The following is a 14002-nucleotide window of genomic DNA, read 5'->3' on the forward strand; positions in this document are numbered from 1 at the left end:
ACTCACCCCAGAGGATCGCTGCATGCCTGGCATCACGCGCGAGGAGGTCGCCCACCTCGCCCGGCTGGCGCGTCTGGAGCTGAAGCCCGAAGAGCTCGACCACTTCGCCGGCCAGCTGGACGACATCATCGGCGCGGTCGCCCGCGTCAGCGAGGTCGCCGACCAAGACGTACCGCCGACCTCGCACCCGCTGCCGCTGACGAACGTCATGCGCCCGGACGAGGTCCGCCCCTCGCTCACCCCCGAGCAGGCGCTGTCCGGCGCCCCGGCCCAGGAGCAGCAGCGTTTCAAGGTGCCGCAGATCCTGGGGGAGGAGTAACCCGCATGACGGACATCATCAAGCTGACCGCGGCCGAGACCGCCGCGAAGATCGCCTCCGGCGAGCTGACCGCCGTCGAGGTCACCGAGGCGCACCTGGCGCGGATCGAGGCCGTCGACGAGAAGGTCCACGCCTTCCTGCACGTCGACCGCGAGGGCGCCCTGGCCCAGGCGCGTGCCGTGGACGCCAAGCGTGAGCGCGGCGAGCAGCTCGGCCCACTGGCGGGCGTGCCGCTCGCGCTGAAGGACATCTTCACCACCGAGGGCGTGCCCACCACGGTCGGCTCCAAGATCCTCGAGGGCTGGATCCCGCCGTACGACGCGACGCTCACCAAGCGGCTGAAGGCCGCCGACGTCGTCATCCTCGGCAAGACCAACATGGACGAGTTCGCCATGGGGTCCTCGACCGAGAACAGCGCGTACGGCCCCACCGGCAACCCCTGGGACCTGACCCGCATCCCGGGCGGTTCCGGCGGTGGCTCCTCGGCGGCGCTCGCCTCCTACCAGGCCCCGCTCGCCATCGGCACCGACACCGGCGGCTCCATCCGCCAGCCGGCCGCCGTCACCGGCACGGTCGGCGTCAAGCCCACCTACGGCGCCGTCTCGCGCTACGGCATGGTGGCGTTCTCGTCCTCCCTCGACCAGGGCGGCCCCTGCGCCCGTACGGTCCTGGACGCGGCGCTGCTGCACGAGGTGATCGCCGGGCACGACCCGATGGACTCCACCTCCATCGACGCCCCGGTCCCGCCGGTCGTCGAGGCCGCCCGCAACGGCTCCGTCGCCGGGATGCGCGTCGGTGTCGTCAAGCAGTTCCGCGGCGAGGGCTACCAGGCCGGCGTCATCCAGCGCTTCGACGAGTCGGTCGAGCTGCTCAGGGAGCTGGGTGCCGAGATCGTCGAGCTGGACTGCCCGTCGTTCGACCTGGCGCTGTCGGCGTACTACCTGATCGCCCCGTCCGAGTGCTCCTCCAACCTCGCCCGCTTCGACGGCCTGCGCTACGGGCTGCGGACCGGCGACGACGGCAGCCACTCCGCCGAGGAGGTCACCTCGCTCACCCGCGAGGCCGGCTTCGGTCCCGAGGTCAAGCGGCGCATCATGCTCGGCACCTACGCCCTGTCGAGCGGCTACTACGACGCGTACTACGGCTCGGCGCAGAAGGTCCGCACCCTCATCACGCGGGACTTCGAGAAGGCCTTCGAGCAGGTCGACGTGATCGTCTCCCCGACGACGCCGACCACCGCCTTCGCGATCGGCGAGCGCGCCGACGACCCGATGGCGATGTACCTCGCCGACCTGTGCACCATCCCGACCAACCTGGCGGGCAACGCGGCCATGTCGCTGCCCTGCGGTCTCGCCCCGGAGGACAACCTCCCGGTCGGCCTGCAGATCATCGCTCCCGCGATGCAGGACGACCGCCTGTACAAGGTGGGCGCCGCCGTCGAGGCCGCCTTCGTGGAAAAGTGGGGGCACCCGCTCCTCGAGGAGGCTCCGTCGCTGTGAGTGCACTGACCAAGGCCAAGGGCTTCAAGAAGTCCAAGTCCGGTACGTACCTGTCCATGGCCGCCACCGCGTTCGGCGCGATCGGCGTGGCCAAGCAGATCAAGAAGGCCCGCGCCGAGAGCGACACGCTGCGGCTCGTCGACGCCGTCGTGACCGCCGCAGGTGTCGTGACCGGCCTCGCCATGCTCTACCGCGAGCTGAAGCGGCTGGGCGACGACGACGTCCTGCTGGGCTGAGAGGGAAGTTTTCACCGTGACCACCACGACCGACCTGGTGTCGTACGAGGACGCGCTGGCGTCGTACGACCCCGTCATGGGCCTTGAGGTCCATGTCGAACTCGGCACCAGGACCAAGATGTTCTGCGGCTGTTCGACCGCGCTCGGCGCCGACCCGAACACCCAGACCTGCCCCGTCTGCCTCGGCATGCCCGGCGCGCTCCCGGTCGTCAACGCGACCGGCGTCGAGTCCGCCATCAAGATCGGCCTCGCGCTGCACTGCGAGATCGCCGAGTGGTGCCGCTTCGCCCGGAAGAACTACTTCTATCCGGACATGCCGAAGAACTTCCAGACCTCCCAGTACGACGAGCCGATCGCCTTCAACGGCTACCTCGACGTGCAGCTGGAGGACGGCGAGACCTTCCGCGTGGAGATCGAGCGCGCGCACATGGAGGAGGACACCGGCAAGTCGACGCACGTCGGCGGCGCCACCGGCCGTATCCACGGCGCGTCCCACTCCCTGCTCGACTACAACCGCGCCGGCATCCCGCTGATCGAGATCGTCACCAAGCCGATCGTCGGTGCGGGCGAGCGCGCTCCCGAGGTCGCCCGGGCGTACGTGCGTGAGCTGCGCGAACTGATCCGTGCGCTCGGCGTGTCCGAGGCCCGCATGGAGATGGGCCAGATGCGCTGCGACGTCAACCTGTCGCTGATGCCCAAGGGCGCCGACAAGTTCGGCACCCGCAGCGAGACGAAGAACGTCAACTCGCTGCGGTCCGTGGAGCGCGCGGCCCGTTTCGAGGTCCAGCGGCACGCGGCCGTGCTGTCCTCCGGCGGCACGATCGTGCAGGAGACCCGCCACTTCCACGAGGACACCGGGTCCACCACGTCCGGCCGGGTGAAGGAGGAGGCCGAGGACTACCGGTACTTCCCGGAGCCCGACCTCGTCCCGGTCGCCCCCTCCCGCGAGTGGGTCGAGGAGCTGCGCGCCGGTCTCCCCGAGCTGCCGTTGGTGCGCCGTAACCGGCTCCGCGACGACTGGGACGTCTCCGCCACCGAGATGCAGGCGATCCTCAACGCCGGCGCGCTGGAGCCGATCGTCGCCACGATCGAGGCCGGTGCCGACGCCGCGTCCGCCCGTAAGTGGTGGATGGGTGAACTGGCCCGCAGCGCCAACGAGTCGGGCAAGGCGCTCGACGAGCTGGCGATCACGCCCGCGCAGGTCGCCCGGGTCACCGAGCTGGTGACCACCGGCGACCTGAACGACAAGCTGGCCCGCCAGGTCATCGAGGGCGTCCTCGCGGGCGAGGGCACCCCCGACGAGGTCGTCGACAAGCGCGGCCTGAAGGTCGTCTCCGACGAAGGCGCGCTCGGTACGGCCGTCGACGAGGCCATCGCCGCGAACCCGGGCGTCGCGGACAAGATCCGCGGCGGCAAGGTGGCCGCGGCCGGTGCCCTGGTCGGCGCGGTCATGAAGGCCACCCGGGGGCAGGCCGACGCGGCCCGCGTCAAGGAGCTGATCCTTCAGAAGCTGGGCGTCGCCGAAGGCTGAGACAGCGTGTGAGCGGGGGGCGTGGCGATCTTGCCGCGCCCCCCGCTCATGTGTGCGGGTGCGCGACCGCTACGCTCGCCCGCCATGAGTGGACGTGCTGATTCCGAGACGCCCCCCGAGGCGGCACAGGCCCCTGTCGAGCCCGTACAGGACGCCGAGGACCCCGAGGACGCCCAGGACCCCGAAGGCGCCGAGGACGACGGCAGCACGGACGACGCCGAGGACGACGCCGAGGACGACGCCGAGGACGAGAGCGATCCGCTGGAGGAGGCGCGGCGGGCCCGCTGGACCGCCGCCGGAACGGGCGGGCTGCTGGCCGCCGTCGGGACCGCCGCGTCCGTGCTGCGGGCGGCGGGCACCGCCCCGGCGCTCGTACCGGCCGCCTACGCCCTCGGAGCGGCCGTCTGCGCGGGTGCCGCCGTGCTCGGGTCGCGCGGGCGCACCCGCCGTGCGCTGTGGCTGCTGGTGGGCGGAGTGACGGTGATGGCGCTCGGGGACCAGTTCGACTGACGGCTGACAGAGTGCAACCGATTGTCCTGTGAGCTGTCTCCCATTCCTGTGAATAAACGCACGAAACCACCCAACGATCACGTCGCCCTGTAACAGTGGCTTTGCATTGCTCATGCGTTCTTTGCGGGCCGTTCAGCACATGGACGACTGTTCCCGGTCAAAGATCTACAAGTCATATCTTGGGAGCACGTTCGTGGCAGCCCTAGCCCGGTGGTGTGTTCGGAACCGTTTGGCCACGGTTCTCCTGTGGCTCCTCGCCTTCGGCGGGGTGACCGCGGCCGCCGCCGTGGCCGGGACGGCGTACTCGAACGACTACCAGGTCCCCGGCACCGAGTCGGACAGGGCGGGGCAGCTGCTGGAGGAGGGCTTCCCCGACCTGGGCGGCGCCGCCGGCACGGTCGTCTGGCACACCCCGTCCGGCACGGTACGCGCCGCCGACGTCGAGCAGACGATGACCCGCGCGCTCCAGTCCATGGCCCAACTGCCCGGCGTGGCCACCGTGGTGAGCCCCTACGACGGTCAGGGCGCGGGCCAGATCAGCGAGGACGGGCGTACGGCGTACGCGGCCGTCGCCTTCGAGGACCAGCCGGAGAACATCGACGAGTCCGAGGCCGCGGCCGTCGTGGCCATCGCCGAGGACGCCGAGGCCGAGGGGCTCCAGGTGGAGCTGGGGGGCAGTGCCCTCGGGCTCACCGACTCCTCCGGCGGCCATCTCGCCGAGATCGTCGGCGTCGCCGTCGCCGCGGTCGTGCTGTTCGTCGCCTTCGGCTCGCTGGTCGCCTCCCTGTTGCCGATCGCCACCGCGCTGATCGGCGTCGGCACCGCGTACGCGGGGATCGGCCTGCTCGGGCACGCCATGACCGTGGCCGACTTCGCGCCCGTGCTGGGCGTGCTGATCGGGCTCGGCGTGGGCATCGACTACGCGCTCTTCATCGTCACCCGGCACCGGCGCGGACTGAAGCGCGGCCTGGGCGTCGCCGAGGCGGCGACCGCGGCCGTCACCACCACGGGACGGGCCGTGGTGTTCGCGGGCGCGACCGTTTGCATCGCGCTCCTTGGGATGCTGATCCTCCGGCTCGGCTTCCTCAACGGCGTCGCCGTGGCCGCCTCGCTGACGGTGATGCTCACCGTCGCGGCCTCCGTGACGCTGCTGCCCGCACTGCTGTCCTTCGTCGGGATCCGCGCGCTCAGCCGCCGTGAACGCCGCCGCCTGGAGGAGCACGGCCCCGAACCCGAGCTGCCCACCGGATTCGCCGCCCGCTGGTCCGCCATCGTCGAACGGCACCCCAAGAAGCTCGGCGCCGTCGCGCTCACGCTCGTCACCCTGCTCGCCCTGCCCACCCTCTCGCTCCGCCTCGGCACCTCCGACCAGGGCAACAATCCCGAGTCGTCGACGACCAGGCAGGCCTACGACCTTCTCGCCGAAGGCTTCGGACCCGGCGTCAACGGCCCCCTCACCCTCGTCACCAAGATCTCCGGCGCCGAGGACCGGCTTGCCGCCGACGGACTCGGCAGCGCCCTGCGCGGCACCGAGGGCGTCGCCGCCGTGACCCCGGTGATGTTCGACTCCGGCGGCCGGACGGCGTACCTCACCGTCGTACCCGAGTCGTCCCCGCAGTCCGAGAGCACCAGCGAGCTGGTCGACCGGCTGCGCACCGAGGTGCTGCCACGCGCCGAGGCCGGTACCTCGCTCGACGTGCACGTCGGAGGCGTCACCGCCGGCTACGACGACTTCGCCGAGGTCATCGTCGACAAGCTGCCGCTGTTCGTCGGTGTCGTCATCGGCCTCGGCTGTGTGCTGCTGCTGCTCGCCTTCCGGTCCGTCGGCATACCGCTGAAGGCCGCCGCGATGAACGTCGCCGCCGTGGCCGCCTCGTTCGGGGTGGTCGTCGCGATCTTCCAGTGGGGCTGGGGCAGCGATCTGCTCGGCCTCGGCCGGGCGGGTCCGATCGAACCCTTCCTCCCCGTGATCATGGTGTCGGTGCTCTTCGGGCTCTCCATGGACTACCAGGTGTTCCTGGTGAGCCGGATGTACGAGGAATGGCTGGAGACCGGCGACAACCGGCGGGCGGTGCGGATCGGCCTCGCCGAGACCGGCCGGGTGATCAACTCCGCCGCGGTCATCATGATCTCGGTCTTCCTCGCCTTCGTGCTCAGCGGCGACCGCGTGATCGCCATGTTCGGCATCGCGCTCGCCGCGGCCGTCGCCCTGGACGCCTTCGTGCTCCGCACCCTGCTGGTGCCCGCGATCATGCACCTGCTCGGCGGCGCCAACTGGTGGCTGCCCCGCCGGCTCGACAAGTACCTGCCCCGGATAAGCATCGAGCCGCCCGAGTGCCGGGCCGCGCAGGAAAATCTCCCGGACGTCGACGGCGAACGTGAGAGGCTCACGGACGTCGTGGAGGTACTGGAGAAGGAGCGGCGTTCGGATGTACGCGATACCCCTGGGTGACGACGGAGCCGCGCTGCGCCCCTTGGAGCCCTGGCACGCCGAGGAGTTCCTCGCCCACCTGGACCGTGGACGGGACTTCATCACCGAGCACATCCCGTTCGGCTCCAAGGTCACCGACCACGACTCGGCCCGCGGGCTCCTCCAGTCGTACGCCGACAAGCGCGCCGCCGACAGCGGCTCCCTGCACGGCCTGTGGCTGGACGGCAAGCTCGTCGGCGGCGTCCTCTTCCGCGTCTTCGACGCCGCCACCGGGGTCTGCGAGATCGGCTGCTGGCTGGAGCCGGCGGCCACCGGACGGGGCCTGGTCACGCGCGCCTCCCGAATCCTGATCGACTGGGCGTTCGACGAGCGCGGCATGCACCGCGTGGAATGGCACGCCGCCTCCGGCAACACCGCCAGCATCAACGTGGCGCGACGACTGGGCATGACCCGCGAGGGCGTGCTGCGCGAGACCTTTCCGTGGCGGGGCGTGCGGCAGGACTACGAGATCTGGGCGGTGCTGGCGCCGGAATGGCCCGCGGCACGCGCGCGGGACGCGCACAGCGATCATTAAGGAACCTCTCAGACAGCGTCCGTACGGTGCGGGGCATGGCTACCAAGACTGTGGACGAGACCCCCGCCGAGACCCCCGCCGAGAGCGCTGCCGAGACCGGGGCGAAGACCGACGAGGAGCGGGTCGAGACGGCGGACGCCACCACCACGCAGGACGACAGCACCCCCGCCGAGGACGGTGACGAGCGGTCCGAAGCGGTGACCGCCGGACCGAGCGGCCCCACGGGCGTCGGCCAGGGTGCCGGTGCCGTCGTCTCCGCCGCGCTCGGCCTCGTCTCCCTCACCGGCAGCTGGGTCGGCACCGTGGCCTCCGCGCGCGAGTCGCTGATCGGCCAGATGCAGACCTCGCAGTCCGCCAGCGTGGCGACGATGGTCAAGGAGGGCTACGGCGACGCCTGGGCCGCCAACGCCCTGTGGGCCGGTGTGTTCGCGCTGGCCGCGCTGATCGCCGGTGTCGTGGTCCTCGCCCGCCCCGCGTTCGGTGCCCCCGGCACGCCGCAGGCGCCGTGGATCAAGTCGGTCGCCTGGGGAGGCGTCTCCCTCGGCCTGATCGGTCTGCTCCTGGCCGTCCTGAAGTACACCGGCGTCCTGCTCGGGCTGCCCGCCGCGAGCTGAATCCCCGCAGTTCTGAGGGGTCTTAGGGCGTGCGTGAGGCACTTACGCGCGCCCTGAGACCCCTCACCCGCGTCTAAGGCCCCGCCCGCGCCGAAGGATGCGGAACTCTCCCGATGTGGCGGACCCCCCTGGGAGACCAAGGTGGAGGCATCGCGTCAGGCGATGACCACCACCGATTCCCAGGGGGAGACGAGATGTTCGAGTACGAGCTGTCCCAGGCGCGCTCCGCCGACCTGCTCCGCCGGGCGGAGCAGGAGCGTATGGCCCGCGAGGCCGTACGCCTCGCCCGCGCCGCCCGCCACGAAAGCGCGCCCCGCACCGGGCGCGGCGAGTCGCATACCGGCGGCACGCGACGGCACCGGTCGCCACGGGCCGCCTGAGCACGGGGGCGGGGCTTTTGTGGCCGCGGCCGGGAACAGGGGAGCGCCTGCGCTCGGGGCGACGGAGGACCGGGTGACCGGCCCCCGCCGTCCCGCGCTCGCGTCCCGTGCGGAGACCGGCGCCCGCGACCGGCCCGCGCGAACGCCGCGCCACCTGCCGAAAACCGGTGCCGGGTTGTCGGACCCCCGTGCGATGCTCGGGGACGTGGAGACCAGGTCCGTCAGTCCGGTGTTCGTCGGTCGCGCCGAGGAGTTGGCGACGCTGCGCGACGCACTCGCCCGTGCCGCCGCGGGCGAGCCGCAGGCAGTGCTGCTGGGCGGTGAGGCCGGCGTCGGAAAGACCCGCCTCGTCGAGGAGTTCGCCACCGCGGCGGCCGGCGCGGGTGCGGTGTTCGCCCTCGGCGGCTGTGTCGAGATAGGCGCCGACGGCCTGCCCTTCGCCCCGTTCTCCACCGCGCTGCGCGCACTGCGCCGCGAGCTGCCCGCGGAGCTCGCGGCCGCGGCGGCCGGCCAGGAGGAGGAACTGGCCCGGCTGCTGCCCGAGTTGGGAGACGCGGGCGCGCGCCGCCACGACGAGGAGGGCATGGCCCGCCTCTTCGAGCTCACCGCCCGCATGCTGGAGCGGGTCGCCGCCCGACGGACGGTCGTCGTCGCCCTTGAGGACCTGCACTGGGCCGACGCCTCCACCCGCCATCTGCTCGCCTACCTCTTCCGCACCCTGCGCACCGGCCGCCTCGTCGTCCTCGCCACCTACCGCTCCGACGACATCCACCGCCGCCACCCGCTGCGCCCCCTGCTCGCCGAACTCGACCGGCTGCGCACGGTCCGGCGCATCGAGCTGCCCCGCTTCAACCGCGAGGAGGTGGCCCGCCAGATCGCCGGCATAAACGCAGCCGAACCCGAGCCGACCAAGGTCGACGCGATCTTCCAACGCTCCGACGGCAACGCCTTCTTCGTCGAGGAACTGGCCGTCGCCGCACACGAGGGCTCCTGCAACGGCCTCACCGACTCGCTGCGCGATCTGCTCCTCGTCCGCGTCGAGGCGCTGCCCGAGAGCGCCCAGCGGGTCGCCCGGATCGTCGCCGAGGGCGGCTCCACCGTCGAGTACCGGCTGCTCGCCGCCGTCGCCGGGCGGCCCGAGGACGACCTGATCGAGGCGTTGCGCGCCGCGGTGAACGCCAACATCCTGCTCGCCGCCCCCTCCGGCGACGGCTACCGCTTCCGCCATTCCCTGGTCCGCGAGGCCGTCGGCGACGACCTGCTGCCCGGTGAGCGCTCCCGCCTCAACCGCCGCTACGCCGAGGCACTGGAGGCCGACCCGAGCCTCGTCCCCGCCGACCAGCGGGTGGCCCGCCTGGCCAGCTACTGGTACCAGGCGAACGACGCCGCCAAGGCCCTGCCCGCCGTCCTCGCCGCCTCCGTCGCCGCCCGCCGCCGCGACGCCTACTCGGAGCAACTACGGCTCCTGGAACGCGCGATGGAGCTCTGGGACGCCGCCCCCGCGGACGTACGGGCCGAGCTGCGCCCCGTCGACTACACCGCCTCCTACCCGCCCTGCGGCTGCGACCCCGCGACCACCCCGCTGCGCTATCTCGACCTGATGGCCGAGGCCGCCGTCGCCGGCCGCTTCTGCGGCGAACGTGAACGCGCCATGAAGATCACCCGGCGGGCGCTGAGCATCCTGGAGGACGACGACGACCCGCTGCGCGCCGCCTGGTTCTGGACCCAGCGCTCCCGGCTCGTCCAGGCCCTGGCCCGGGGCGACGGCTGGCAGGAGCTGGCCACCGCGCAGGACCTGCTGCGCGGCCTGCCGCCCTCCGAGGTGCACGCCGAGGTCCTCACCAACGTCGCCAACTGGTCGATGCTGCACCAGCCCGGCCCCGAGGCCCTCGCCGCCGCCGAGCGGGCCGTGCAGTACGCGCGCATGGTCGGCACCCGCGAGATAGAGCTCAACGCCCGCCTCACCCTCGGTGTCCTCACCGCCGACGCGGGCGACGTGGAGGCGGGCCTCGCCGAGATGTACGAGGTCAAGGAACGGTCCCTCGACGAGGGCTTCCCGTATGTCGCCGGACGCGCCTATGTGAACCTGCCTGCCGGGCTCGAAGCCATCGGCCGCTCCCGGGAGGCCGCACCACTGCTGGAGGAGGGCGCCGCCTTCGCCCGCCAGTTCGGCCTCCTCGACACCGAGGCCTGGGTGTGGTCCAACCTCTCCGAGTCGCTGAGCAACCTCGGCCGCTGGCAGGAGGCCGAGCAGGCCGCGCAGAAAGTCTTCCGGCACGGACGCAGCGCCAAACCCCAGGGATCCGGCGCCATATGCCTGGCGCAGCTCGCCCTGGGCCGGGGCGAGGTGGCCGAGGCCCAGCGCCAACTGGAGGCTGCCCGGGCCGCGTTCGGCTCGCACGACCCCATGCCCCAGCAGTGGCTGCCGATGGCCGCCGTGGCCGTCGGCATCGCCGCCTCGGAGGGCCGCCTCCTCGACGCCCGCGCCGAACTCGGCGCCGCCCTCGACGCGGGCACCCCGCCCGGCACCCAGCAGTACGGCTGGCCGCTGCTGGTGGCCGCCGCCACCGCCGAGGCCGACGCCCGTGCCCTGCCCGCCGCCGAGCAGGGCCGCGCCGAGACGCTCGACCGGATATTCACCGCCGTCAAGGCGCTCACCGCCAGGGCGCCCCTCTGGCTCGCCCACGAGCAGTGGGTCCGCGCCGAACTCCAGCGTGCCGAGGGCAACGACACCCCTGACACCTGGACGCCGGTCGTCACCGCCTTCGAGCAACTGGAGCGCCCCTACGACCTTGCCCGCGTCCGCCACCGCCTCGGCGGGGCGCTGCTGGCCACCGACGCCGCGGACCACCGCGACCGCGTCACCGAGCTGCTGCGCCTCGCCCACGCCGTCGCCGACCACCTCGGGGCCCGCCCCCTGTCGGACGCGGTCACCCTCCTCGCCCAGCGCGCCCGCCTGAGCCTGGCCCCGGGCCCCGGGCCGAAACCGGTCGCGGACCCCGCCGAGGCGCTGGGCCTCACCACCCGCGAACGCGATGTGCTCCGCCTGGTCTCCAACGGCCGCACCAACCGTCAGATCGCCGAGGAACTCTTCATCTCCCCGAAGACGGCCAGCGTGCACGTCTCCAACATCCTGGCCAAGCTCGGCGTCTCGGGCCGGGGCGAGGCGGCGGCGGTGGCGCACCGGCTGGGCCTGTTCACCTCCGGCACGCCCTCGACGCCCTCGACGCCCACGGAGCCCGCGCCGCCGACAGCGCGCACGGCGGGCTGAGGCTTACGCTGAAGCGGACCCGGCCGAGGGAGGCCCCGTGTTCAACCTCTTCGAGGAACTGTTCGCACCCGGCCGCAAACACACCCGCGACGAGCAGAACCGCCTGGAACTCACCCGGGAGGACGTCGGCGACAACGACCCCGGCCGCGGCCCGATAGACCTCGCCTCCGGGAAGGTGGTCGTCCGGTCTCCGGAGCCTTCGCAGCCCCCGCGGGACGAGGGGCCGGACCCAAAGGAGCGGCGCTAGCTCACCTCGAGCTCCAGAATCCGGTCGTCCCCGGCCTCCGGGGACCCCCGGCCGTCGGTCTCGCTCGTCGTCAGCCACAGCTTGTCGCCACCCGCCGCGAGGACCGTGCGCAGCCGGCCGTGCTCGCCCTCCAGGAAGGCCTGGGGGTCGGCCGAGGCCTTCGTGCCGTCGAGGGGGATGCGCCACAGGCGCTCCCCGCCCAGACCCGCCATCCAGACCGAGCCTTCGGCGTAGGCGATGCCGCTGGGGGAGGCCTCGTCGGTGCTCCACTGGGCTATCGGGTTGCGGTAGCGCGCGTCGTCGGACCTGCCTTCCACCTCCGGCCAGCCGTAGTTGCCGCCGGGCTCGATCGCGTTCAGCTCGTCCCAGGTGTCCTGGCCGAACTCCGCGGCGAGCAGTCGCTGCTTGCTGTCCCAGGCGAGGCCCTGCACATTGCGGTGGCCGTACGAGTAGACCGTCGAGTCGGGGAACGGGTTCCCCGGGGCCGGCTCGCCCTCCGGGGTCATGCGCAGGATCTTGCCGCCGAGCGACTTCCTGTCCTGCGACAGGCCCTCCTGGCCGCTCTCTCCCGTCCCCGCGTACAGCATCTTGTCCGGACCGAAGGCGATCCGGCCGCCGTTGTGGATGAAGCCCTTGGGGATGCCACGGAAGATCGTGTCCGGGGCGCCCAGCTGCTGACCGGAGGGCTTGTCACCGTCGTAGAGCATGCGCACGACGCGGTTGTCCGAGGCCGAGGTGTAGTACGCGTAGACCATGTGGTCCACGGCGTACTCCGGCGAGAGGGCGATGCCCAGCAGACCGCCCTCGCCCTCCGGTGACACGCCGGGCACCTCACCGAGCTCGGTCTTCTTCCCCGTCTCCGTGTCGACGCGCGTGATCGTGCCCTCGTCGCGGGAGGAGACCAGCAGGTCGCCGTCGGGCAGCGCGGCCAGGCCCCAGGGGCTCTTGAGGCCCTCGGCGACCGTGCGCACGACCTTCACCGTGCCCTTCGCCGGCGGGGTCTCCTCCGCGGGCTGCCCGGAGGGGTCCGACTGCGCCGTCGTACGACTCGGCGCGGTGCCGTCCGCGGGCCCGCCCGCCCCGTCGTCGGAGGAGCAGCCGGCCGTGAGCAGGAGGGTGGCCGTGGCCAGGACGGCCGTCACAGCTCGACGTTGCACGATCATGGTCCCTTCGACGCGGCGAGTTCTCCTTGTCATACACCGCTCGCGCCTCACAGGTTCCCGGTCCCGGGATCCCGAACCGAGGACGACATCGGCGCATCACGAAGCCGCAGGTCAGGAGTGCTTCACTCGGCAGAACAGGGCAGAACAGGGCAGAACCGGAAGCGCCCCCCGACCCGGTCCTTCCCCAAGCTCAGTCCCAGGACCCCTGCGCCCGCGGCAGCCCCGACACCTCCGCCAGGTCCTGCTCCGTCAAGGCCACCCGCTCCGCCCCGGCGTTCTCCGTCACCCACCGTTCGCGCTTCGCCCCCGGCACCGGCACCACGTGCCGTCCCTGGGCCAGCACCCAGGCAAGAGCCACCTGGGCCGGGGTGACGTCCGCGCCGTGCCGGGCGGCGACGCGGCGCAGGCCCGCCACTATCGGCTGGTTCTCGGCCATCATCTCCGCCGTGAAGCGCGGGTGGCGGGCGCGCATGTCGTCCGGTTCGAAGCCCTCGCCCGGGGTGAGCGTGCCGGTCAGAAAGCCGTTGCCGAGCGGCATCGCGGCCAGGAAGCCGATGCCGCGCGCCTCGCACCACGGCAGCAGCGACCGCAGCGCCTCCGGCGACCACACCGACAGCTCCGCCTCGACCGCGCTCACCGGAAAGATCTGCTGCACCCGCTGCAACTGCCGGATCGTGGCGTCGTGCGGCCGTGTCCCGGACCGGCGTCCGCCCCGGGCGGCCATGGCGCACAGCCCCAGCGCCCGCACCTTCCCGGCCCGCACGAGTTCCGCCATCGCGCCCCAGGTCTCCTCGACGGGGACCTCAGGATCGGCCCGGTGGAGCTGGTAGAGGTCGATCACGTCGGTCTGCAGCCGCCGCAGGGAGGCGTCGCAGGCGCGCCTCACGTACCCGGGACGGCCGTTGGCCACGATGTGCTGCTCGCCCACCAGCAGCCCCACCTTCGTCGACACGAAGGCGTCGGACCGCCGCTCCTTCAGCACCCGGCCCAGCAGGAGTTCGTTGGTGAAGGGGCCGTACATGTCGGCCGTGTCCAGCAGCGTCGAGCCCAGATCGAGCGCCCGGTGCACGGCTCTGAGCGACTCGTCGCCCCGTTGCCGTGACGTGCTGTACGCCCAGCTCATCGGCATGCACCCGAGTCCGACGGCCCCCACACCGAGCGCCGCCGCGCCGATCGTCCTGCGCTCCACCTGCCCGTGACCCTCCCTCTCCTGGCCCCCCAACCTAA

13 protein-coding genes are annotated in these 14002 nt (G+C 72.3%); 11 read left to right on the forward strand and 2 right to left on the reverse strand.

Features of this window, described 5'->3' with window-relative positions; genetic code table 11:
- The first annotated feature begins 22 nt into the window (after positions 1 to 22).
- The 11 genes from gatC to ACZ7LV_RS28260 all read left to right on the forward strand — a co-directional run bounded on the left by gatC (position 23) and on the right by ACZ7LV_RS28260 (position 11612).
- A complete protein-coding gene (gene gatC / locus ACZ7LV_RS28210; protein ID WP_004925108.1) occupies positions 23 to 319 on the forward strand; it encodes an Asp-tRNA(Asn)/Glu-tRNA(Gln) amidotransferase subunit GatC in 297 nt (98 codons plus the stop codon).
- Positions 320 to 324: 5 nt separating this feature from the next.
- The gene (gene gatA / locus ACZ7LV_RS28215) at positions 325 to 1818 is read left to right on the forward strand and encodes an Asp-tRNA(Asn)/Glu-tRNA(Gln) amidotransferase subunit GatA (RefSeq protein ID WP_471943294.1); all 1494 of its coding nucleotides are present in this window, start codon (positions 325 to 327) and stop codon (positions 1816 to 1818) included.
- Positions 1815 to 2054, forward strand: coding sequence for a hypothetical protein (locus ACZ7LV_RS28220; protein ID WP_365452781.1), 240 nt, complete (start codon positions 1815 to 1817; stop codon positions 2052 to 2054). The genes gatA and ACZ7LV_RS28220 overlap by 4 nt, the downstream gene beginning before the upstream one ends.
- A 16-nt stretch (positions 2055 to 2070) precedes the next feature.
- Complete coding sequence (gatB, locus tag ACZ7LV_RS28225; protein WP_471943296.1) at positions 2071 to 3585, forward strand: Asp-tRNA(Asn)/Glu-tRNA(Gln) amidotransferase subunit GatB; 1515 nt, start codon at positions 2071 to 2073, stop codon at positions 3583 to 3585.
- Between the two features lie 84 nt (positions 3586 to 3669).
- Entirely contained in the window at positions 3670 to 4095 is a 426-nt protein-coding gene (locus ACZ7LV_RS28230; RefSeq protein ID WP_471943298.1) for a hypothetical protein, read from the forward strand.
- 193 nt (positions 4096 to 4288) lie between these two features.
- The gene (locus ACZ7LV_RS28235; protein WP_471943299.1) at positions 4289 to 6547 is read left to right on the forward strand and encodes an MMPL family transporter; all 2259 of its coding nucleotides are present in this window, start codon (positions 4289 to 4291) and stop codon (positions 6545 to 6547) included.
- Entirely contained in the window at positions 6525 to 7100 is a 576-nt protein-coding gene (locus ACZ7LV_RS28240; RefSeq protein WP_471943301.1) for a GNAT family N-acetyltransferase, read from the forward strand. The genes ACZ7LV_RS28235 and ACZ7LV_RS28240 overlap by 23 nt, the downstream gene beginning before the upstream one ends.
- Positions 7101 to 7135: 35 nt before the next feature.
- Positions 7136 to 7714 carry a hypothetical protein gene (locus ACZ7LV_RS28245; RefSeq protein ID WP_471943303.1) on the forward strand — a complete coding sequence of 193 codons (579 nt, stop codon included), beginning with the start codon at positions 7136 to 7138 and terminating at the stop codon, positions 7712 to 7714.
- 194 nt (positions 7715 to 7908) lie between these two features.
- Entirely contained in the window at positions 7909 to 8094 is a 186-nt protein-coding gene (locus tag ACZ7LV_RS28250; protein ID WP_471943305.1) for a hypothetical protein, read from the forward strand.
- A gap of 193 nt (positions 8095 to 8287) precedes the next feature.
- On the forward strand, positions 8288 to 11365 hold the full coding sequence (locus ACZ7LV_RS28255) for a helix-turn-helix transcriptional regulator (RefSeq protein ID WP_471943594.1): 3078 nt from the start codon (positions 8288 to 8290) through the stop codon (positions 11363 to 11365).
- Positions 11366 to 11402: 37 nt separating this feature from the next.
- Positions 11403 to 11612: a DUF6191 domain-containing protein gene (locus ACZ7LV_RS28260; protein WP_471943307.1), complete on the forward strand. Its 210-nt coding sequence runs from the start codon at positions 11403 to 11405 to the stop codon at positions 11610 to 11612.
- Here the strand turns inward: ACZ7LV_RS28260 and ACZ7LV_RS28265 are convergent.
- Both ACZ7LV_RS28265 and ACZ7LV_RS28270 read right to left on the reverse strand, forming a co-directional pair.
- Positions 11609 to 12808 (reverse strand): PQQ-dependent sugar dehydrogenase, encoded by a 1200-nt coding sequence (locus ACZ7LV_RS28265; protein ID WP_471943309.1) that lies wholly within the window; start codon positions 12806 to 12808, stop codon positions 11609 to 11611. The two genes, ACZ7LV_RS28260 and ACZ7LV_RS28265, sit on opposite strands and share 4 nt — an antisense overlap.
- Before the next feature lie 157 nt (positions 12809 to 12965).
- A complete protein-coding gene (locus ACZ7LV_RS28270; protein ID WP_471943311.1) occupies positions 12966 to 13964 on the reverse strand; it encodes an aldo/keto reductase in 999 nt (332 codons plus the stop codon).
- Between the last annotated feature and the right edge of the window lie 38 nt (positions 13965 to 14002).

Source organism: Streptomyces sp. NPDC107562 (genome assembly GCF_055657325.1).

Excerpts from the sequence above, each read along its gene's own strand:
- ACZ7LV_RS28265 (WP_471943309.1), bottom strand. The coding sequence starts at position 12,808 with ATGACAAGGAGAACTCGCCGCGTCGAAGGGACCATGATCGTGCAACGT.
- ACZ7LV_RS28245 (WP_471943303.1), top strand. The coding sequence starts at position 7,136 with ATGGCTACCAAGACTGTGGACGAGACCCCCGCCGAGACCCCCGCCGAG.
- ACZ7LV_RS28240 (WP_471943301.1), top strand. The coding sequence starts at position 6,525 with ATGTACGCGATACCCCTGGGTGACGACGGAGCCGCGCTGCGCCCCTTG.
- gatC (WP_004925108.1), top strand. The coding sequence starts at position 23 with ATGCCTGGCATCACGCGCGAGGAGGTCGCCCACCTCGCCCGGCTGGCG.
- ACZ7LV_RS28250 (WP_471943305.1), top strand. The coding sequence starts at position 7,909 with ATGTTCGAGTACGAGCTGTCCCAGGCGCGCTCCGCCGACCTGCTCCGC.
- ACZ7LV_RS28255 (WP_471943594.1), top strand. The coding sequence starts at position 8,288 with ATGCTCGGGGACGTGGAGACCAGGTCCGTCAGTCCGGTGTTCGTCGGT.
- ACZ7LV_RS28230 (WP_471943298.1), top strand. The coding sequence starts at position 3,670 with ATGAGTGGACGTGCTGATTCCGAGACGCCCCCCGAGGCGGCACAGGCC.
- gatA (WP_471943294.1), top strand. The coding sequence starts at position 325 with ATGACGGACATCATCAAGCTGACCGCGGCCGAGACCGCCGCGAAGATC.